General features: G+C 41.4%; 20 protein-coding genes. 9 read left to right on the forward strand and 11 right to left on the reverse strand.

What is annotated here, in order from left to right:
- Position 1: 1 nt before the first annotated feature.
- The 3 genes from H5114_RS13555 to H5114_RS13565 form a co-directional block, all read right to left on the reverse strand.
- Positions 2-1,318, reverse strand: coding sequence for an anaerobic C4-dicarboxylate transporter (locus H5114_RS13555; RefSeq protein WP_182723212.1), 1,317 nt, complete (start codon positions 1,316-1,318; stop codon positions 2-4).
- Positions 1,319-1,828: 510 nt separating this feature from the next.
- Entirely contained in the window at positions 1,829-3,334 is a 1,506-nt protein-coding gene (locus tag H5114_RS13560; protein ID WP_182723213.1) for a cytochrome-c peroxidase, read from the reverse strand.
- A gap of 362 nt (positions 3,335-3,696) precedes the next feature.
- Positions 3,697-5,487, reverse strand: a complete 1,791-nt coding sequence (locus H5114_RS13565) for a serine hydrolase (RefSeq protein WP_165870196.1) — start codon at positions 5,485-5,487, stop codon at positions 3,697-3,699.
- Positions 5,488-5,745: 258 nt separating this feature from the next.
- Here H5114_RS13565 and H5114_RS13570 point away from each other — a divergent pair, with 258 nt between their 5' ends.
- Both H5114_RS13570 and H5114_RS13575 read left to right on the forward strand, forming a co-directional pair.
- Positions 5,746-6,090 carry a PadR family transcriptional regulator gene (locus H5114_RS13570; protein WP_124018348.1) on the forward strand — a complete coding sequence of 115 codons (345 nt, stop codon included), beginning with the start codon at positions 5,746-5,748 and terminating at the stop codon, positions 6,088-6,090.
- Complete coding sequence (locus H5114_RS13575; RefSeq protein ID WP_124018349.1) at positions 6,087-6,701, forward strand: hypothetical protein; 615 nt, start codon at positions 6,087-6,089, stop codon at positions 6,699-6,701. The genes H5114_RS13570 and H5114_RS13575 overlap by 4 nt, the downstream gene beginning before the upstream one ends.
- 344 nt (positions 6,702-7,045) lie before the next feature.
- Here the strand turns inward: H5114_RS13575 and H5114_RS13580 are convergent, their stop codons facing one another.
- Positions 7,046-7,909 (reverse strand): YicC/YloC family endoribonuclease, encoded by an 864-nt coding sequence (locus H5114_RS13580; RefSeq protein WP_124018350.1) that lies wholly within the window; start codon positions 7,907-7,909, stop codon positions 7,046-7,048.
- A gap of 176 nt (positions 7,910-8,085) precedes the next feature.
- On the opposite strand from H5114_RS13580, the gene rph reads away from it, so the two are divergent.
- Positions 8,086-8,799 carry a ribonuclease PH gene (gene rph / locus H5114_RS13585; RefSeq protein ID WP_011639245.1) on the forward strand — a complete coding sequence of 238 codons (714 nt, stop codon included), beginning with the start codon at positions 8,086-8,088 and terminating at the stop codon, positions 8,797-8,799.
- A gap of 72 nt (positions 8,800-8,871) precedes the next feature.
- The gene (gene pyrE / locus H5114_RS13590; RefSeq protein WP_124018351.1) at positions 8,872-9,513 is read left to right on the forward strand and encodes an orotate phosphoribosyltransferase; all 642 of its coding nucleotides are present in this window, start codon (positions 8,872-8,874) and stop codon (positions 9,511-9,513) included.
- A gap of 85 nt (positions 9,514-9,598) precedes the next feature.
- On the opposite strand, the gene folE is transcribed toward pyrE, so the two are convergent.
- The 5 genes from folE to coaBC form a co-directional block, all read right to left on the reverse strand.
- Positions 9,599-10,249, reverse strand: coding sequence for a GTP cyclohydrolase I FolE (gene folE, locus H5114_RS13595; protein WP_124018352.1), 651 nt, complete (start codon positions 10,247-10,249; stop codon positions 9,599-9,601).
- 178 nt (positions 10,250-10,427) lie between these two features.
- Positions 10,428-12,377 (reverse strand): S9 family peptidase, encoded by a 1,950-nt coding sequence (locus H5114_RS13600; RefSeq protein WP_182723214.1) that lies wholly within the window; start codon positions 12,375-12,377, stop codon positions 10,428-10,430.
- Between the two features lie 167 nt (positions 12,378-12,544).
- Complete coding sequence (gene slmA, locus H5114_RS13605) at positions 12,545-13,138, reverse strand: nucleoid occlusion factor SlmA (protein WP_182698906.1); 594 nt, start codon at positions 13,136-13,138, stop codon at positions 12,545-12,547.
- A gap of 35 nt (positions 13,139-13,173) precedes the next feature.
- On the reverse strand, positions 13,174-13,632 hold the full coding sequence (gene dut, locus H5114_RS13610) for a dUTP diphosphatase (RefSeq protein ID WP_182723215.1): 459 nt from the start codon (positions 13,630-13,632) through the stop codon (positions 13,174-13,176).
- Positions 13,629-14,831, reverse strand: a complete 1,203-nt coding sequence (coaBC, locus tag H5114_RS13615; RefSeq protein WP_220492568.1) for a bifunctional phosphopantothenoylcysteine decarboxylase/phosphopantothenate--cysteine ligase CoaBC — start codon at positions 14,829-14,831, stop codon at positions 13,629-13,631. Before coaBC ends, dut begins: the two co-directional genes overlap by 4 nt.
- A gap of 217 nt (positions 14,832-15,048) precedes the next feature.
- Between coaBC and radC the strand changes: the two genes are divergently transcribed.
- The 4 genes from radC to argA all read left to right on the forward strand — a co-directional run bounded on the left by radC (position 15,049) and on the right by argA (position 18,060).
- Complete coding sequence (gene radC / locus H5114_RS13620) at positions 15,049-15,726, forward strand: DNA repair protein RadC (protein WP_182723216.1); 678 nt, start codon at positions 15,049-15,051, stop codon at positions 15,724-15,726.
- Between the two features lie 121 nt (positions 15,727-15,847).
- The gene (rpmB, locus tag H5114_RS13625) at positions 15,848-16,084 is read left to right on the forward strand and encodes a 50S ribosomal protein L28 (protein WP_011639236.1); all 237 of its coding nucleotides are present in this window, start codon (positions 15,848-15,850) and stop codon (positions 16,082-16,084) included.
- A 6-nt stretch (positions 16,085-16,090) separates the two neighbouring features.
- Positions 16,091-16,264 (forward strand): 50S ribosomal protein L33, encoded by a 174-nt coding sequence (gene rpmG, locus H5114_RS13630; RefSeq protein WP_124018357.1) that lies wholly within the window; start codon positions 16,091-16,093, stop codon positions 16,262-16,264.
- 476 nt (positions 16,265-16,740) lie between these two features.
- A complete protein-coding gene (gene argA, locus H5114_RS13635) occupies positions 16,741-18,060 on the forward strand; it encodes an amino-acid N-acetyltransferase (RefSeq protein ID WP_124018358.1) in 1,320 nt (439 codons plus the stop codon).
- A 171-nt stretch (positions 18,061-18,231) separates the two neighbouring features.
- On the opposite strand, the gene rarD is transcribed toward argA, so the two are convergent.
- Together rarD and H5114_RS13645 are read right to left on the reverse strand one after the other, a co-directional pair.
- Positions 18,232-19,140 carry an EamA family transporter RarD gene (gene rarD / locus H5114_RS13640; protein ID WP_182723217.1) on the reverse strand — a complete coding sequence of 303 codons (909 nt, stop codon included), beginning with the start codon at positions 19,138-19,140 and terminating at the stop codon, positions 18,232-18,234.
- 117 nt (positions 19,141-19,257) lie between these two features.
- Positions 19,258-19,722 (reverse strand): thioesterase family protein, encoded by a 465-nt coding sequence (locus tag H5114_RS13645; protein ID WP_124018360.1) that lies wholly within the window; start codon positions 19,720-19,722, stop codon positions 19,258-19,260.
- A 200-nt stretch (positions 19,723-19,922) separates the two neighbouring features.
- Between H5114_RS13645 and recQ the strand changes: the two genes are divergently transcribed.
- Positions 19,923-21,770, forward strand: coding sequence for a DNA helicase RecQ (recQ, locus tag H5114_RS13650; protein WP_165870194.1), 1,848 nt, complete (start codon positions 19,923-19,925; stop codon positions 21,768-21,770).
- Positions 21,771-21,772: the final 2 nt, after the last annotated feature.

Below are 21,772 nucleotides of genomic sequence, written 5' to 3' on the forward strand. Positions count from 1 at the left end.
ATTAGTTAATAGCCATCGATATAAAGTAACCAACAAATGTGGCGGTTACTACACCAATAAAGCCTGGAATAATAAAGCTGTGGTTGAGTACGTATTTACCAATATGGGTGGTGCCTGTTCTGTCAAAACTAATTGCGGCTAAATCGCTTGGGTAGAATGGGAAAAAGAAGTAGGCATAACACGCGGGCAGCACGCCGATTAATACCGGTGCAGGGATGCCAAGTGAAAAACCTAGTGGCAGCATAATGGTTAATACCGCAGCCTGGCTTTTTAAGAAGATCGATGACACAAACATCGCGATAGCAAATGTCCATGGATACACGCTGACAATGTCGCTTACCGCGCTCACCAAATAGGTTTTATGGTGCTCAATAATGGTGTCACTCATCCATGCGATACCAAAAATGATAATGACCGCTGTCATACCCGCGGTGAACACGTTACTGGTGACAATTTTTTTCGGTGATATATTGGTGGCGAGTAAAATTATCCCACCGACAGACAGCATCATAAACTGAATTGCTACCGACATTTTTACGCCATCTGGCAGTATTTGCTTACTAAACATTGCCACCATGATAACGGCAAAGATACCGAGTAAAAATACTGTTAAGCCTTTCTTTGCCGTTGATTCTGCCTGTGGCGTTTGCACTTCATCCGCTTTGGGATCGGTTAATGATTCACGAAACTCATCATCTGTTAAACGTGCCTGAAACTCTTCATCTTTATCTAAATCTTTACCGCGCTTTAAGCTCCAGGCACACGCCACTAGCAAGCCTGTTAGTGTGGCGGGAATGGTCACCATGAGTACATCAAGTAAGTTAATATCAAGATTGTTATCAACGGCGGTGGCAAGCACTACGGCAGCGGCGGCAGCAATAGGGCTGGCGGTAATGCCCATTTGTGATGCCACAGTTGCCATGGCTAATGGGCGTTCAGGGCGGATACCTTTCTTGTATGAAACATCATAAATAACAGGAAGCAGGGGATAAACGGAGTGGCCAGTGCCGACCAGTACGGTTAACGAATAGGTACACAGTGGGCCTAAAAAAACGATGTGTTCAGGGTGTTTGCGTAACAGCTTTTCAGCAAATTTGACCAACAACTTTAAACCGCCAGTGGCCTCTAATGTTGCAGAGGCTGCGACTACGGCCAGAATAATTAACATGACGCTGACTGGCGGTGAGCCTGGGGCAATGCCAAATACAAAAGCGAGTACTGAAACACCTAACCCGCCCAATAAACCAAAGGCGATTCCGCCGTGGCGAATACCAACAAATATCACCGCTAATAACAGCAGCATGTGTACATAAAACATCGTGTTCTCTCCCCATGTAGGTCGTTATTATTTTTAGCCTTTTGAAGTTATCTCACTCTCTCTTTGAGGTTCGTGATTTAACTCAAGCTATTGAATGGGATGTGAAGATAAATGTTTAAAACGTGAACAACATTCTATACAAGCGCATATATTGTGTTGTGGCACTTCTGTTGGGGAGGGGAAATGGAATTGGCCGTGCAGGTTTTGCTGTCACCAACACTGGTTTTTACGGTCGGCTTTTATATTCACACGGCTAATAAAACGGTCGCGCCGTAAAATGGCCAGTGAATAATAGCTGAGTTAACATTGGTCAGAATTGAACAATTGCGTTAAATATCATTGTTGTATGGATAAATGACTAATGAATTAAGCTATGAAGTTATTTTGAGGATGATTCTTGAAAGCATGCAAAAAAGTTATTCGCCTCATTTTTTGAGGCGAATAACCAAGATCACAATGTTATGTTTGGCTGATGTATAGACACCATTTTTAACTCGATAATCTAATTGGTTAATCTTGAAATTTAGCTACTAGCCGCAATCCATCAGGATCAGGCGTGTTGTCATTTGGCACCCATTGACTTAAGCAAGTCGCATCAATTGCGCCTGATACACAGTTATCTGTAAGGGTATTTAAAAACGTTACCAACTGTGTGACTTGTTCGTTGGTTAAATCGAGATTTTCAATCTGGCCTGGTATGCCTGCGATTCTGTCGCTGGCTAATTTATCTAATGCCTCTAGGGTATTTGGCATCAGATCATTACTTTGTATGCCCATTTGACTCACATTATCAGATAAGGCGTAGTTAGTTACTGCTGATTCTACGTTAAGGTGATGACGAACCACAGCTTCCAACGATTGATAAGCTCCACTGTGGCCGTAAGGTGATGTAACTGCGACATTTAATAATGCTGGAGTTCTAAATGCAAACTTATCAGCCTCTTGTTTGGTGACCCTAAAACGACCTAAATCATTAGTGCCAGTGACACCATCGCCTTTGCCTCGACCAATTTGTGGTATTGCTATGTTGTGGTAATTCTCATCGGTAAAGAAATCGCCGCTGTGGCAACTGGCACAATTGGCACCGCCATCTGCTGAAGTGGCAAAAAATAACTTCGCCCCTTTCTTAGCATCTAAGCTTATAGCGTCATCTTCACCTTTTACAAACGAATTCCAAGGGCTATCGACAAATACTTGAGAACGCTCATATTCACCAATAGCATTGAATATATTTGCTTGAGTAATGAGTTCTTCAGCTGTGCCATTTTCATCTTGTAAACCAACTCTAAATGCCTTTAACCATTCATTGGTAGGCAGATCATCGTTATCTCCGCGAAGTCGTGTTACTAAATAATCACGGATCCCCTCGTTATTTAGTGCACCTTTTTTGTGTCCTTTCATCTCTTCATTGGACGTCACAGGGAAGCTAGCTTGACTAGCTGCTAAATTAATCGCTTTAAGGTCTGGAGTGCTACTATTCGGTGAATCTGGAGTCAAAATTTGGGTGCCAGTGCCATTAGTACCAATATTACCTTCAATACTTTCGATACGGCCATCGTGAAATATTGCCTTGTCATATAAACCAATATTAAAAGTTGTTGGTGCATTGCGTGGCACAGTTGGTCCACCATCAAATGCGGTTCCAGCAGAACTGTGTTCACGGCCAGATCCTAATAGCAGTGGTTCGACAGATTCAACACCTATTGATAATGCCAGTTCATCTCCGCCGCCTAATACCGGGTGATGGCAACTCACGCATGCGACATCCATTTCACCACTCAATGCTTGGCTGAAAAATAATTGCATTCCAAGTGTCACAATTGGAGAGTCGACTTGTGGCAAATCGCGTCCTACTGCAGGTTCACCCGTTAAGGATTGCACCTCAATTATACTTCGTAAATCTGTGGTTAATTTTATACTTTCAATGGCAACAGGGTCTTGTGCTGTATCTTTACAGCCCACAAGCAACAATCCACAAATAAGGGCAACAAATGAGAGCGTAAATTTAGTAGACATACTTTTCCTTTAACTTAGCAATGTGCATTGGAATTCGTACGTGAGTATGGCCCTATTTAACATTTACGCATCATTTATTTAACTATTTGTTATCATTGTGGGTAGGTATTATTAATTAGTAGAGTAAAAGCCAGACCATTTCGATTCATTTGAGTGGCCAGCGTTAGCATGGATGATTATTACTTTAAAAATCCATTGAGGCGCACTGTATTGGAGCATTACTGCTAGTGCGACATCAGCAGCCAGCCTCTGATGTTAAAAGATCATTATCTGATAAGGCTTTGGAAGGTGTAGTAAAAGGCGGTAAGTCAAATATGTCGAGAAGCCCCCCGTGATCACAGTGAAGTCACGGGGGGAAGTTACTATTGTTTAATTGCCTGATGTTCGACCATTTGGTTGTAGCTAAAGCCAGTGATTTGATTTTTATTATTACGGGTAAATTTAAGAATTAAATCTTGATGCTGCTTTATAACATATCCGTCAATGAGTAACTTATCACCCTCTATGCTGAGCAGTTTAGATGTAAAACCATTCTCTTCTTTGGGGATTGGTGAGGAGTTTTGAATGCCTTTAATTTTTCCATCTTTATCGAAAAAGACCGACATATCTACAATGCCTTTTTCAAAAATTAGTCGCTGCTGGATCTCATCATTATCAATACTTTTTGAAAAGCTATAGTGATTTTCTAAAGCGCCAAGTTCTGCTTCTAATTGCTGCCAAAACCCTTGAAAAACATCGAGCGGTGCAGAGGCCATTTGTTCATCAAAAATTTCAGCTAATTTAGTTAACTCATTGGTATTAAGCAGGTTAAATAATTTTGTGGCTGTGTCAGTGAGTTGATCTGGTGGTAGGTGAGTCACTTGCGCTAAGTTATATAATGTCCAATTTTTTAAGCCAATGGTGTTAATTTTCAAAGTATTATCTTTGAGTGTTATCGCTATTTGATGGTCATCATCAAACGCATAACGGCCTACATATTGCTGTAAATCTAGGGTGTTATTGCTTACTAAAGACACTATATCGGGCGTTTTATGGGCTAACAAAATCCCTGAAACTTGTTGAATAATTTTTTTTCTCATATCAATTGAGAGGTCAATATTACTAACATTATGTACATGATTCATATATATAATAATGGTTATATTTTGCTCTGGAAGGTAAATAAAATCTGCTACTGTGCCTGCAGTTGCACCATCATGGCGATAGGCTTTTTGACCCCATAATGTTGTCATTTCCATGCCATAACCATAAAACTCATTATTTCTTCTCAAATCCACAGGGTTAGAGAGTAAATAATCAAACTTCTTGTCTTTGAATATTTTATGGGCATTCATTGCATCTACCCATTTGAACAAATCTCCTGTGGTTGAATAAAGGCTTGCTGCACCGACTAACCAACTGTTGTCTATTTTAGTGGTGTGTACTTTGTCGGAACCTATGCCGCTATAGCTCTCGACTAACAGCGGGCTATTGTCAGGTCTGGATGCACTAGTATTTTTCATGCCAGCAGGTTCGAAAAGGTAGGTTTTTAGGTAATCAGCGTAAGTTTTTCCTGATGCTCGCTCAATAATGTCAGCTAATAAAATATAGCCAGTATTGGTGTATTCATAACGGCTGCCTGGTTCAAATGAGTTAGGCAGATCTTTAAAGCTATCAATTAATGATTTCTTTGTTACAGGTAAGGTTTTCTCGTGCATGAGTGGATCATTATCACCGTCAATACCTTTACCCGTATCCATAGGATCTGGAATACCGGCAGTATGAGTTAACAGTTGGTAAATAGTCGCTTTTTGACCCACTTCATTTTGATAATAGGGTAGGTATGTCGCTATGGGGTCTGCTAATGATAATTTACCTTGTTGGGCTAATAATAATATGGCGCTAGCGGTAAATTGCTTTGAAATTGAACCTATTGCAAATACTTTATCACTATCATTGTTAACTTCAGTTTTTACATTCGCGGATCCATAACCCCGGCTATAAATAATTTTATCGTCTTTTTTAATCGTTATTGCACCATTAAAACGACCAAGTTGCTCATATGAAGCCATTAATTTTGAAATTTCGGTTACGTCATATTCATTTTCGTTAGCTTGGACATGGCTTATTAAACCCAAGGTTAGAATTATAATGGCTATATTTTTAATATTCATTTGATCACCTAAAACCCATACTATGTACATTGCATTGCTAGGTAGTCTAGTTCAATAAATTATACATAGCAATACAATGTACGTAGTTAAATTTATTTGGCATAGTAATCATGGAGTTTAGATGATATGTTCATCAAGTGACCTAGGTTATCTTCGATTAATAACAACATTTTTAAAGTAATACCGAACAGAAATTGCAATGGTATGTATATCGTTTTACTATGTAGGCATGATTAAATTATTAAAGATAACTGTGCCATGCTTTCTGATCAGATCATTGACCGATGGTTGCCTCAATTTCGTAAAGGTTTACTAGAATTTATTATCTTATTAAAGTTAAAACAAAACATGAGTTATGGTTACGAAATAGCGTCGGAGATTAAAAATCTTACTTCAATAGAAGTCGCCGAAGGAACGCTTTATCCGTTACTTAACCGTTTAAAGCGTGATGGATTAGTTCAAACAGAATGGAAAACAGCCGAGGTTGGTACACCACGTAAGTATTACCAAATTACCGACGCTGGTATTGAGACTTTAGATAAAATGAAAGTAATTTGGACTAATACGCATAGCTCAGTGCTAAAAATGGTGATGCAATCATGACACATCAATTTCCTATTAAAAGTGAAACATCTAAAAAATTATGGAGTAACTTTGAGCGCGAACTTAATCACAAGTTAGCACCTTTATCGGTAAGTGAAAAAGATGATATTAAGATGGAAATTTTAAGCCATCTATATGAGTCAGCTTTAAATGATGGCGCTGAAAGTGAAGAAAAAAGAATTATTAATGCTATTGACCGTTTAGGTGAGCCTGATTTATACCTGACACCATTAATTTCAGATATTTTGCATGCGCAAAGTGTCGCTAAAGGGCACCCCAAAGCGATATTAAAAAGCTTATTACAAATTACTCAAAAAAGCTTATTACACTTGTCTTTAACTGCTATTTTTGGCTTTGGATATTTTATTTCATTTATCTTTTTTATTATGGGAATAATGCATATATTCAACCCTGAAGTTGGCATTTGGCTGGATAATAATGGTGGGTTGCTATCACTCTCTTTTTCTCATCAAGATAATGCAACTCAATGGCTGCCTGCGCAGTTTTCATTTATCGCCATTTTAGCTAGTGTTTTTGCCTATTGGGGTTTAAGTAAACTATTGTATCTGTTGTTTTTTAAACCTAAGGTTAATAAACAGAGCTCCTATTAGTGCGCCTGCGCGTTTTTCAACGCTATTATCTAAAAACAAAACCTTTAAGTGATTAATTTTAATCGGCTGTAGCTTAAGCATTGGTCATCAACACGTAGAAAAATGAGGTGAAGGTAAAGTGTCATCTAAAGTGCGTTGCGATCAAACTTTTTGGTTGTAGCGCCAACGGAAGGACAAGTAGGGGAAAATGCTTCCCAGATTTATTTGTAGTGCAGATCCTAGTTTAATTTAGTCACCAATTTTGACGTAACAATAGTAAACCATCAAACTCCTGCAAAAACATAAAACCCAGCAAATGCTGGGTTTTATTGGTCATTTTTAGCCTGTTAAAACAGGCTAAAAATTTATTCTACGTTCTGGATCTGCTCGCGCATTTGCTCAATCAATACTTTTAATTCTACAGCGGCAGAAGTGATTTCTGCACTGATTGATTTAGACGCTAGGGTGTTTGATTCGCGGTTAAACTCTTGCATCATAAAGTCTAAACGGCGACCTTCGCTGCCACCTTTTTTAAGAATGCGGCGAGCTTCTGCTACGTGAGCTTCAAGACGGTCCATTTCTTCGGCGACATCTTGCTTTTGCGCCAATAACACCATTTCTTGTTCGATACGGGCTGGATCTAATTCGCCTGCGATATCGGCTAAGCGGTTAGTCAGTTTGTCGCGTTGATACTGCATGACGGTTGGCATGTGGTCACGCACAACCTTTACTTGTTCCATTACACCGTCTAAACGGGTAAGTAACATGTCTTTAATGGCTTCACCTTCACGGCCGCGCGCTTCGATAAACTGATCGATAGCACTGTCAAACGCGATCATTAAATCGGCACCGATGCTATCCATATCTTGTTCTGCAGCGGACAGCACGCCAGGCCAACGCAGCACATCAGTTAAGCTGAGTTCACCTTGTCCTGCTTCTTGTTTTAACCAGTTTGCAGCACTTAACAACTGCTTTGCTAGCGCTTGGTTCAGCTGTAATTCATTACTGCTGTTGTCGGCAAGTTCATAACGTAAATTAACTTCGATTTTGCCACGATTCAGGCGTTTACGTAAGCGGTCACGTAAGACAGGTTCAAAGCTGCGAAACTGCTCAGGTAGGCGCAGGTAGGTTTCTAGGTAGCGCTGGTTGACTGAGCGGATTTCCCATGAGGCGGTGCCCCATTGTGCTTTGTGCTCGATACGAGCGTAGGCTGTCATGCTTTGGATCATGGAGTGTCCTGTTATGTTATTACGCGAATGTGGAGTGATTATAGCCGTTTTAGCCAACCGGATTAAAGGATTAGTCGATAGATTTGTGGCTTATCGCTGCTTAGCATGGCATCTAACGGCGTGAAGCTCTATAATATGGGCTCAAATCTGATATGAATTCGACTACAGGACTTTTCATGCGCCCAAGTAACCGTACACCAGCTCAAACTCGCCCTATCACTATTACGCGTTCTTTTACTGCACATGCTGAAGGCTCTGTTTTAGTTGAGTTTGGCGACACAAAAGTATTATGTACTGCCAGTTTCACTGAAGGCGTTCCGCGTTTTCTTAAAGGCCAAGGCCAAGGTTGGGTAACTGCTGAATATGGTATGTTACCGCGTTCAACTCATAGCCGTATGGACCGTGAAGCAGCTCGTGGTAAGCAGTCTGGCCGTACCCAAGAAATTCAACGTTTAATTGGCCGTGCATTACGTGCCGCTGTAGACATGAAGTTGTTAGGTGAAAACACCATCGTTATCGATTGTGACGTTATTCAAGCTGATGGTGGTACGCGTACTGCGGCTATTACTGGAGCTTGTGTCGCATTAGTTGATGCACTTAATTGGGCTCGTGGTAAAGGCATTATTAAAGCTAACCCACTTAAGTTTTTAATTGCTGCTGTTAGTGTGGGCATTTATAAAGGCGAAGCGATCAGTGATTTAGAATACATTGAAGACAGCGCTGCAGAAACTGACATGAACGTTGTGATGACTGAAACGGGTAAAATTATTGAAATTCAAGGTACTGCAGAAGGCGAGCCATTTAGCCATGAAGAGTTACTTGAGTTGTTAGTGTTAGCTAAAAACAGTATTCGCGAAATTGTCGATGTGCAAAAAGCTGCGTTAAGTTAATATGCTGTTGAAAAATGAGGACCGATTACGGTCCTTTTTTTTAGTCTAAAATTTGATGAAAGAGGAATAACCGTGAAAGCCTATCAACGCGAATTTATTGAGTTTGCTTTAGCCCGCCAAGTATTACGTTTTGGTGAGTTTACCCTTAAATCTGGCCGTACGAGCCCGTACTTTTTTAATGCCGGATTATTCAACACGGGTAAAGACTTAGCGCGTTTAGGCCGCTTTTATGCTGCGGCGTTAATGGATTCGGGTATTGAATTCGATTTGTTATTTGGCCCAGCGTATAAAGGTATTCCGATTGCGACTACTACGGCTGTTGCCTTGTGTGATCATCACGATGTGGATATTCCTTATTGCTTTAACCGTAAAGAAGCCAAAACCCACGGCGAAGGTGGCAGTTTGGTGGGCAGCGAGCTAAAAGGCAAAGTGATGTTGGTGGACGATGTGATCACTGCTGGTACGGCTATTCGTGAATCGATGGAGATTATTAATGCCCACAATGCCCAACTTGCGGGCGTGTTGATTGCACTTGATCGCCAAGAGAAAGGCAAAGGCGAGTTGTCGGCGATTCAAGAAGTTGAACGCGATTTTGGCTGCCAGATTGTGTCGATAATTACGCTTGCTGATTTAATCAGTTACTTATCTGAAAAGCCGGGTATGGAAGCAGAACTTGCTTCAGTTAGCGCTTATCGTGAGCAATACGGGATTTAGTCTTTTTAACCATGAATACAAAAACGCAGCCCCTAGATTATTAAATTAGGTGGCTGCGTTTTTATTGGCGTTGTGTTTACACACATTATTTTACTTGGTGTAAAAACTCGGCGCGGGTTGCAGGGTTTGATTTAAAAATACCACCCAATGCAGTGGTCGTGGTCGAGCTGGTTGAGTCCATTACGCCGCGAGATTTTACGCAGTAATGTACCGCATCCATTTTTACTGCTACGTCTTTGGTTTCAAGTAATGTTTGCAGCGCCACTAACACTTGTTGGGTTAGGCGCTCTTGCACTTGTGGGCGCTGGGCAAAAAATCGCACGATACGATTGATTTTAGACAAGCCAATAATTTTGCTACGGGGCAAATAGGCCACAGTGGCAAAGCCATCAATGGTCACTAGGTGATGTTCGCAGGTGCTGGTAAGACTGATGTCTTGTACGCGGACCATTTCATCAACACCCATTTTGTTTTCGATAACCGTGATCTTAGGGAAGTTTTCGTAATCAAGCCCTGAGAAAATTTCGTCGACATACATTTTAGCAATGCGGCGTGGAGTATCAGCCAAGCTGTCGTCGGTTAAGTCGAGTGACATTAAGGTCAAAATTTCACGCATATGGTGTTCAATTTTGACTTTACGTTGTTCAGGCGTGGAAGTTTTTGGCAACATCGGGGTTTCTAGCCCACGGTCTTTTAGTGCTGCTTGTACTTTTATTGCGGCTTCACTGAGTGCCATATATCCTCCAACTACTCAATATCACTGTTTATATGAGTGTACGTTAATACCCACTTGGGTGCCCGTTAAGGGACGAGGAGAATAACGCGATTTGCGCTAAATTAATACTACGGGTAACAAAAAAGCCGACCCTTTTAGTCAGGTATCGGCCTTTTGTGGTTAAACGTTTAAGTTATAACTACTTTACGTTTAGGTTTTCTTTGATGAATTTGAGTGTGATTTCGTAATATTTTGCTCGGTTTTCGGCGTTAAAAAAACCATGGCCTTCCTTTTTCCATATCTCTTTTTGGAATGGGTAGTTGGCTTGATTTAACGCTTTTTCCATTGCTTCAAATTGCTCAATAGGCGCGCGCTCATCTTCTTCACCATGAATTAATAACACTTTTGCTTTCAGTTTATTAACATTGTGAGTTGGCGACATTTCACGAAGGCGTTGGATATCAGTACCTAACACTTCTTCCAAGTATGCTTCTCCTCCATAAGATTCAGGAACATCACCGGTTTTATACATTTGTTCTAAATCATAAACACCGGCAACGCCTACTGCGCATTTGAACATATCTGGCGCGAGCATTGGGCTCATTAGCGCTGAGTATCCACCAAAACTGCCGCCAGAAATACACACTCTATCTTTGTCGGCATAACCCTGATCGATAACATATTGGGTCGCATCGATAATATCGTATTGAATTTTGCTTCCCCAAGCCAAGTAGCCTGATTCTTCAAATGCTTTACCGTACCCACCCGAACCGCGGAAGTTAACTTGTAATACGGCAATGCCATTTTGTGCTAATAGCTGGTTTTCAGAGTTGAATACCCACAAGTCGCGCGGGCCATGTGGGCCGCCATGGGGGTTAACCACTAGAGGCATGTTTTTATGCTCTTTTATGCCACGAGGTAGGGTTAAATAACCATGAATCGTCACACCATCACGGTTAGTAAAGCTGATGGGACGTACTTCAGACATGTCGCTAGGGTCTAGCGCAGCATTTTCAGCGAACAAGAATTTAAGTTTGAGTTTTTTACGGTCAAATAAATAATAGTCACCAGAGTTTCTGTCATTCATTGCCATAACAATAAGGGTATTACCGTCAATAGTTTCACTGACGATACGAATACGGTGATCAGGAATTGCAGCCATTAGCTGTTGCAATGCTTTGGCTTTGGCACTCTCAGTGTCGACAAATTGATACTCAGGATATCCGTTTTCAAACTCTACCGCGTAAAGGGTGTTTGTTTGGTCACTTACCCATGTCATAAATGGATCGACAACATCATGTTGGATGATTTTTTTATGTTTAGCTGTAGCGAGTTCGACTTCATAGATAGCGCTAGTCGCGCCTTCACCATGAGCAATAGCATAAATCGATTTGTTGTCTTCGGTGAACGAAAGAGGGTAGAAATCGGTTAGTCCGCCTTTAATTCTCTCAGCATCAACCCATTCATCATTTTCATAGTAGAAGAGTTGATCATTGTTTTTCTTGTCTCTGGCAAAACTAAAGCGCACGTTTTCATTGTTATCAACTAAGAAACCTGCATTTGCGACCGGTGATGTGGTAAGGCGTTTTCGTTTACCTGAGTAAACATCGACGCGATAAACTTCTGTATATGTATAATTCTGCTTATTCCAAGGGTAAGCCATTACAAGGATATCGTCTTTATCATCCTTTAAAGTATCTAATACGAATGCAGTCGCTTGAATCCCCCCATTACTTTTTATTTTTGTACTTGCTGATGTATCACTGTTGTAACCAAATAGGTATTTTGATTTGCTGCCGTCAAAATTGACTGCCAATAGTTCACCGTAGTAATCGGACACTTCACGTTGAGCATGTTTATAGAGTTTTTGTAACACAACCCTTTCTTCATTGACCCAATAATAACTGCCCACTTCTTCATCGCCACTGAATTTAACCGCATACGTTGGCTTCATCGATTCAAGGTTAAGGATGAGCAAAGTGCGTTTTTCATCTTCGATTAGGATCACACCAAGGTGCTTACCATCGGGTGAAATTTTAACGCCAGAAAACTCTGAATCAGCACTAAAGTCTTTAATTTGTGGAGCAGCAAAAGTGTGGGTGGTAAATAGAACGAGCAAACAACATGTGAGGTATAAAATGCGCAGCATAAATACAGTCCGTGTAATTAATGTTAAAAATGTAACGGTATTGTATTTTATCTGAGTTTTTGGGGCAAGAGTTGTCGACTAATTATTCAGCAGAATTAGGTGGATATAGGTTTTAATTGATTTAACATCTAGGGCTACATGTTAACAGCATACAGCCCTAAAGACGGTTAACTTCTCAACAACTGTTGCTGAATAAAGGTCCACTGTTCATCAAAGTGTTGGGTTGGCTTTTGTTTAAATTCACTGCGGACAAATTGTGAAATTCTGCCTTCAGCAAAGGCGAGTAACAAGTTAGCCAGAATGGCTTCATCGATATTAAAGCCTACGCCTTCACGTAAGGTTTTTTCTCGTAGAATTTGTTTGATTTGGGTTTCTATTTTTGCAAAAAGCACATCGATACGACTGCGTAAACGTTCGTTTTCACCCAACAACGCATCGCCATTTAATACTCGCGAGATCCCTGGGTTACGTTCAGAAAATACCAATAATAAGTGCAGCACTAATTGGCAGCGAACCATAGTGTCTTTTTCTTCGTCCATGATGATGTTTAAACGCGATAATATAGCATCTTCAATAAACTCAATTAAGCCTTCGAACATCCGTGCTTTGCTAGGAAAGTGTCGATAGAGTGCGGCTTCAGATACACCCACTTCTGCGGCCAGTTTGGCGGTAGTTATACGTTGACCAGGGCTGGTTTCAAGCATTTGTGCTAAGCATTGTAAAATATGCTCACGGCGATTTATTTTAGGGCTTTCAGCCATTATCTGTTCCTTGGCTCAGTGACTACTTGAAAAGGTTATTTGGTGCCTGAGTGACCAAATCCGCCTTCTCCACGATCTGAGCTATTAAACTCATCCACTAGGGTAAATGCTGCCTGTACAACGGGTACAAACATCAATTGGGCTAAACGGTCGCCTATTTCGAGTGTGAATGGTTTATCACTTCGGTTCCAACATGACACCATTAATTGCCCTTGATAATCGGAGTCTATTAATCCGACTAAATTGCCTAAAACGATACCATGCTTGTGGCCCATGCCTGAGCGCGGCAAAATTACCGCCGCAAGGCTGGGGTCGGCAACATGAATAGCGATACCGGTTGGAATTAATACCGTTTGACCAGGTTCAATCACCATAGTCGCGTCGGTCATGGCGCGTAAGTCCATGCCTGCACTACCTGAAGTTGCGTAGCCGGGTAATGGAAATTCACTGCCAATACGCGAGTCGATAATTTTTAGTTCAATGGGTGTTTTCATGATTTTTTTAGTTGTTGTTTTATCAATGTAAGTAATTGGCGCGCTAGAGTCAGTTTATCTGTTGCCGGCAGTTGTTGGCTGCCATCTTGCCAGAATACCTGTAGTGCATTGCTATCGGCATTAAAGCCTAAGCCTTGAATAGAAACATCGTTGGCGGCAATCATATCAAGCTTTTTGCGCTGTAGTTTGCCGCGAGCGTATTGTTCGACATCGTTTGTTTCTGCAGCAAAACCGACCGTAAAAGGTCGGATAGCGTGCTGAGCTACCGCGGCTAAGATATCAGGATTTCGTACCAGCGCAAGTTGCATTTGTTCAGCCGATTTTTTGATTTTTTGATCCGCGACAGCAGCAATTCGATAATCAGCCACAGCCGCGCAGCCGATAAAAATATCATGTTGTTCAACTTGGCCCATTACAGCTTCGAGCATCTGCTGCGCTGAATCAACATCAATACGCGTGACACCTGGAGGCGTGGCTAAATTGACTGGACCAGAGACTAATGTCACCTTGGCGCCCATTTCAGCCGCTGCTTGCGCTAATGCATAACCCATTTTCCCTGAGCTGTGATTCGATATATATCGCACTGGATCTATGGCTTCACGTGTTGGGCCCGCAGTTATAAGCACGTTATGGCCGCAGAGTGATTTAGGGCCAAAAAATTGCACTAATTGTTCTGCCATCGCAGTGGGTTCTTGCATTCTGCCTGGGCCGACTTCACCACAGGCTTGATTACCAGATGCTGGCTGCCAGATGATGAGGCCTTTACGGGCTAAATTGGCTAGGTTTTCTTGAGTGGTGATGTTTTGGTACATCTGTTGATTCATTGCTGGGCATACAATAACAGGCGCACTGGTGGCTAAACAGGTGGTGGTTAGTAAGTCATTCGCCATACCTGCATTGATACGTGCAATTAAATTAGCTGTAGCAGGTGCTAATAGAACAACGTCAGCCCAACGAGCGAGTTCGATATGACCCATAGCCGCTTCTGCTGCGGGATCGAGTAAATCAGAGGCTACTGGGTTGCCAGAGAGCGCTTGTATGGTCAATGGGGTAATAAACTCCATGGCGCTTTGGGTCATAATGACACGTACGTCTGCGCCACGCTCTTTCAAGCGGCGAATAAGGTCTGCACTTTTGTAAGCGGCAATACCGCCACCAATTCCGAGTAATACTTTTTTATTTGTCAGCATGATGCACATTATCCGACTCAAATCTAATTTCGGCTAACAATATCACAAACCTGTGACAAGTTACGTAGATCCAATCTCAAAAATATCGACCATACTGTGTAATTGATTCGAACTCTTTTTGAAAATGACAGTGACCGCTTATTGATGCTGTGATGGGTGATTGTTTTGTGACTAGAGTCGATTGAGTACGCGAAGTGTAATGCCACATTGAATATAAGGGACATTCATGGGAATTAAAGATTGGCCACAAGGAGAAGGGCCGCGAGAAAAATTATTGCTCAAGGGTGCAGGGCATCTTTCGGATGCAGAATTGCTCGCGGTAATATTACGTAATGGTCTGGCAGGTCAAAATGCGGTGGATTTAGCCCGAAACATGATTCATCAGTTTGGTGGTTTGCGCAGTTTATTGAGTGCACCTAAAAGCCAAGTCTGTAAATTAGCCGGTGTTGGACCGGTAAAATATGCTCAATTACAGGCTGCAGCGGAAATTTCTAAGCGAATTGCGCATGAAAATCTACAAAGAGGACAAATTTTGATAAATCCTGATTTAACTCGGGACTATTTAATGAGACAATTGGCAGACCGATCCTATGAAGTGTTCGCCTTACTATTGTTGGATACCCAACATAGAGTCATTCAATTTGTAGAATTATTTCGTGGCACCATCGATTCTGCTTCTGTTTATCCTCGCGAGGTTGTAAGCCTTGTTTTGGAGAAAAAAGCGGCAGCGGTAATTGTGTGTCACAATCACCCGTCTGGCATTGCTGAGCCAAGTCAGGCAGATCGGCGAATAACTGAGCGAATAAAAAATGCATTGGCAACCATAGATGTTTCTTTGTTAGATCATATGGTTGTAGGTGATCAGGAGATAGTCTCCTTTGCCGAGCGAGGGTGGATTGTATAAACACTGCTTGATCTTATATGGTCAATCGTGTATAAAATGCGCCCTCTTTGTGCCTCGGGCGACGGCCATACGAGGCACATTAATGCTCGAGCGTTAAAAATTTGTTTTGGAGAAGATTGACATGTCAAGAGTATGCCAAGTAACTGGCAAGAAGCCAATGGTTGGTAACAACCGTTCGCACGCAAAAAATTCGACTCGTCGTCGTTTTTTACCTAACCTACAAAACCACCGTTTTTGGTTAGAAGAAGAAAAGCGTTTCGTGCAATTACGTGTATCTACTAAAGGTATCCGTATTATCGACAAGAAAGGTATCGAAGTGATTGTTAAAGAACTTCGTGCCCGTGGCGAGAAGGTATAATAGAAAATGGCTAAATCTAAAGGTAATCGTGAGAAGATCAAATTAGTATCTACTGCTAAAACTGGTCACTTCTACACTACTGAAAAGAACAAGCGTAACATGCCTGAAAAAATGGAAATCAAGAAATTTGATCCAGTCATTCGTCAGCACGTTATGTACAAAGAAGCTAAAATCAAGTAATTGATTTTTGATTCTTAAAAAAGCCCCTTAATTGGGGCTTTTTTTATGGCCGTTTGAAAATAGTCTATACTAAACTGTTGCATAAGCAGGTGAACTCAAATGGTGACTAAGCTGCTGAGTTGTCAGTACTGCGTAGTTGTTACTATGTGTGGTGCATGATTAATCTTATGGCATTGAATCAAGCTCTGTGGTCATTATTATTATGTGATGATGTTTGAGGATTGTTATTAAAGTTTAATGTAATGTTATAAATATATGCGTAAAGTATTATTCACAGTAAAAATAAGCTAACTTTTTGGCTGTAATGATTTTTTCATATAAATTTGAGACACTCTGTTTTACTTTAAGTGAAATAAAATGCTTTAAAAGTGAATTAAAATGCAATACCATTCCCTTTTGGCACTACAAATCATTGTGTGACATTTTTTGTCATAATCATTAATGCACATCAAATTTATACCGAGGTGAATTTGCCCGTGAGAACCACAGAATTAGTTGATGGATTTCGTCATTCTGCTCCTTATGTTAATGCGCATAGAGGTAAAACTTTTGTCGTCATGTTGGGTGGCGAAGCATTAGCGCATCCACAATTCCGCGGTATTTTGAATGATGTGGCTTTGTTGCACTCGCTTGGGATTGAGGTGGTATTAGTCTATGGTGCAAGACCACAGATAGATGCCGGCTTAAAGGCTGCTGGAATTGAGCCTGCATACCATAATGGTATTCGTATTACTGATGATGAAACCTTAAAGATTATCAAGCAGGTTGCGGGGGCAACGCAATTTGATATTACCGCTAGGCTGTCGATGAGCTTAGGTAATACGCCAATGCAGAATGCACAAATTAACTTAGTCAGTGGTAATTTTGTTATTGCGCAACCGCTGGGTGTTGATGACGGTGTCGACTTTTGTTTAAGTGGCAAAGTACGTCGTATTGATGCACAAGGGTTACGCCGCCAATTAGATAACAACGGTATTGTATTAATGGGGCCGATTGCGGCTTCTGTTACTGGTGAAAGCTTTAACCTGACCGCTGAAGAGGTGGCGACCCAAGTCGCGATTAAGTTAAAGGCGGATAAGATTATTGGTTTTAGTGATAGCCACGGTATTTTAGGCGCAAATGGCGAAGTGATTGCCGAACTTATGCCAGATGATATCGAAGAAATGCTCAAGACAATGTCTGAGGATGATCATACTTCAGTGGGGACTATCGCTTTCTTAAAAGCCAGTGTTGAAGCGTGCCGCCGAGGCGTACCACGTTGTCATTTAGTGAGTTATTTAGAAGATGGCGCCTTGTTACAAGAGTTATTCTCGCGCGAAGGCATAGGTACGCAAATTGTTACTCAAAGTGCTGAGCGTTTACGCCGCGCAACCATTAGCGATATCGGTGGCATTTTAAACCTGATTCGACCTTTAGAAGAGCAAGGTATCTTGGTACGTCGCTCTCGTGAGCAACTTGAAATGGAAATAGAGCAATTTATGCTTGTTGAGCGTGACAATTTAGTCATCGGCTGCGCGGCACTGTATCCATTTGAAGAAGATAATGCCGGTGAGTTTGCCTGTCTTGTGGTGCACCCTGATTATCGTGATGCAGACCGTGGTAGCTTGTTACTCAATAATATTATTGGTCAGGCACGTGTGCGCGGTTATTCCCGTTTATTTGCGTTAACCACTCGCAGCATTCATTGGTTTTTAGAGCATGGCTTTAGTATTGTCGATGTTGAAGAACTCCCGAACAAGAAAAAGCAGCTTTATAACTATCAACGTCGCTCGAAGATCCTTGCTTTAGATTTATAGTGTCGACGATAGGATAAACAGCTCAAAAAAATGCCGGATAAATCCGGCATTTTTTTGATTCAATTTTGTACATTGCTAATATGATTAACTCGTTACGTTAAGCCATTCAATCAATCTGTTTTGCATTAGCCGTGTTCAGCATGCTCAATTTAAATGGCTATCAATGGCCTATTATGCTTGGGCTTTTGCTACAGTATTACGTCGTTGACGTTGCAGTAGCATATCGCCGATAAAGATAATCAATGCCCCCCAAATAAAGCCAAAGGTAATACCTTTCTCAATATCAAACGGTTCATTAAATAATTTCACCGCCAAGATAAACATGATGCTGGGGCCAATATATTGAAAGAAACCCAAAATTGAAAAGGGAATTCTGACCGCCGCTCCAGCAAAACATAGTAATGGGATAGTGGTAATAATGCCGGCAGCGACTAAAAGTAAATTGAGGTCGAGAGTGTTGGCCAGCATGCTTGTTGTCGAGCTGTCTAAAGTGATGAATAGATAACCGAGGGCGATAGGTAATAAGATGGCTGTTTCGACCAATAATCCTGATTTAGCATCGATATTTACTTTTTTTCGTAATAAACCATAAAAGCCGAAGCTGGCAGCCAATGCCAATGATAGCAATGGAATTGATCCAAAAGAGATTAATTGAACCAGTACGCCAATACTGGCTAAACTGACTGCAACCCATTGTAATTTACGCAGACGTTCACCTAAAAATACCATACCAAGCAATACGTTAAAAAGCGGATTGATAAAATATCCCAAACTGGCATCAAGCATATGGTCATTGTTGACCGCCCAGATAAAAATAAGCCAATTAGCTGCAATTAGCACCGAAGTAACAAACAGTACTAAAAGTTGTTTAGGTTGTTTGAGGATTAGGCGTAGACGGCCAAAACCACCAATAAACTGCATCATGATAATCATAAAAATGAATGACCAAATTACACGGTGCATTAATATTTCTGTCGCGGGGACATGATGTAAAAGTTTAAAATACAGTGGTGCGATACCCCAAATGGTGTAAGCGCAAACTGCCAGTAACACTCCTTTACGGTATTCTAAATCAGGCATAGTGAGTCAATAATGGGCAGGAAAATAATAGATGGCGATTGTAGGTCGCCATTTTGGATGACACAAGTGATTAAGCTAATTCTTTTATAAGCTGGTTGTTTGGTACTTATATTGCGCTTATCCCACCATATAAGTACCAGTGCCAAAGGCGATATGAACTCCTTGCTCATTATGTAATTCCATCCGACATACGGATACTCGGTTACCTGAACGGATAACCGCTCCAGTACCAGTGAAGACTTCACCGCGACCTGGACGTAAAAAGTCGACTCGCATATCTATGGTACCTAAGGTGGTTAAACGTTGTTGCAGTTCTTCAAGAGTCCAATCCTCTTTACTCGCTACTAGAGCCGCAAATACTGTTAGCCCGCCGACAACATCAAGCAATGTTGCAGTAACCCCACCATGAAGAATGTTTTGATGAATATTACCAATTAGCTCGGGCTTCATTTTTATTACGACTTCAACCCCATTGATGTCGTAATGTTTAATGTCTAACCCGAGTAGATTATGGAATGGGACATGTTGATCAAAAATATCAGCAACTTGCTGTAAAGCCTGAGTTTGAATAGAGGTGGTCATGAGCAATCCTTGTCGATTTATTATTATTATAGTGAACGTTGGTTTGAAAAACGTACTGTCATAGAGTATTTAATCTAACCCTAAAGTGACCTTGACTCAATCATCTATCTTGTTTGAAAACAGACAAAGGTGTTTTGGTCCAAGACTTCTGTGGCTGAGTGCTTTAAAATGAGAGCCCCTTTAATGATGATGTTGTGTGAATGGATACTCCGATTTCGACCAATATTGCGTCCTCAGATGTGTTGACGACAGAGCAAGATGTACTTGCTGCAAGCTTACAGCAAGTTTTTGGTTATCGTGCCTTTCGTGAAGGGCAGCGAGAAGTCATTGAGCAAAGTTTACAAGGCCAAGATACGCTTGTGATTATGCCTACCGGTGGCGGCAAAAGTATGTGTTATCAATTGCCTGCTATTGTATTGCCTGGTGTGACTATCGTGGTATCGCCGTTAATTTCGTTGATGAAAGACCAAGTCGACAGTTTAATGCAAAGTGGTGTATCCGCCGCCTATCTCAATTCATCTTTACCGCGTGAACAAAGTGCTGAGGTATTACGTAAACTTCATTCTGGCGAGATTAAATTACTGTATGTGTCGCCTGAACGTTTGTTGCGTCCTGATTTTATTGAGCGTCTTCAATCAGTGAATATTTCCATGTTTGCTGTAGATGAAGCGCATTGTATTAGCCAGTGGGGTCATGATTTTAGGCCTGAATACGCTGCATTAGGTCAGTTAAAAGAATATTTTCCTTATTTACCTTTAATGGCCTTAACTGCAACCGCAGATCATGCCACGCGTTTGAGCATTTGCGAGCGCTTAAGGGTAACGCCTTATACTTTATTATCGAGTTTCGATCGGCCTAATATTCGTTATACCGTGGCAGAAAAACTCAATGCAACCAATCAGCTGCGTCAGTTCTTAACCATTCAAAATGGCACCAATGGTATTGTGTATTGCAGTAGTCGTCGCCGAGTAGATGAAGTGGCTGAACGTTTACGCTTGCAAGGGTTTAATGCTCAAGCTTATCACGCCGGATTAAGTCAAGAAGAGCGCAGTAACGTTCAAGATAAATTTCTCAAAGATCAAATTGATATTGTGGTCGCGACGGTTGCTTTTGGTATGGGGATTAATAAATCTAACGTACGCTTTGTGGTGCACTACGATATTCCTAAAAGCATTGAAGCCTATTATCAAGAGACAGGTCGAGCTGGCCGTGATGGTTTAGATGCTGAAGCTTATATGCTGTTTGATCCAGCAGATATAGGCCGAGTCAGGCATTTAATTGAGCAATCTGAACCAGGCCCACAGCAGCAGGTCGAATTTCATAAATTACATACAATGGCTGCATTTGCTGAAGCGCAAACGTGTCGCCGCCAAGTGTTACTAAATTACTTTGATGAAGTCGCCTCTGAGCCTTGTGGTAACTGTGACATTTGTCTGGCACCGCCGAAACGATACGATGGCACTGAAGATGCGCAAAAAGTGCTTTCTTGTATTTACCGTTTGCAGCAACGCTTTGGCATTCACCATGTTATTGAAGTATTACGTGGTTCTAAAGCGGCTAATATTGTCGATAGAGGCCATGATAAATTATCGACGTGGGGTATTGGTAAAGATAAATCAACTGAGTTTTGGCTCAGTGTTATTCGTCAGTTAATCCATTTGGGTTTGATGAGTCAGGATATTACCCGCGGCTCTGCGATTAAGCTCAATCCTGCCGCCAGACCAGTGTTAAAAGCTGAGCTATCGCTCATGTTAGCGGAACCAAGGATTCAATTACTTGATGTTAAGCGGAAGCCTAATTCACGCGCTCCACAGCAATATGATCGTAAATTATTTGCTCGGTTAAAATTATTGCGCCGAGAACTGGCTGAGAAAAATGACATTCCTCCATACCTAGTTTTTAACGATGCCACACTGGCTGAAATGTGCGCCATGCTGCCAACCAGTCCAGGAGAAATGTTGGCGGTAAACGGCATTGGTCAAATAAAGCTTGATCGCTTTGGCGGCGAGTTTTTAGATGAAATCACTGAATATTTGACCCAAGGTTAAGC

The organism is Shewanella sp. SR43-8, assembly GCF_014163775.1.
Classification (GTDB): Bacteria; Pseudomonadota; Gammaproteobacteria; order Enterobacterales; family Shewanellaceae; genus Shewanella; species Shewanella vesiculosa.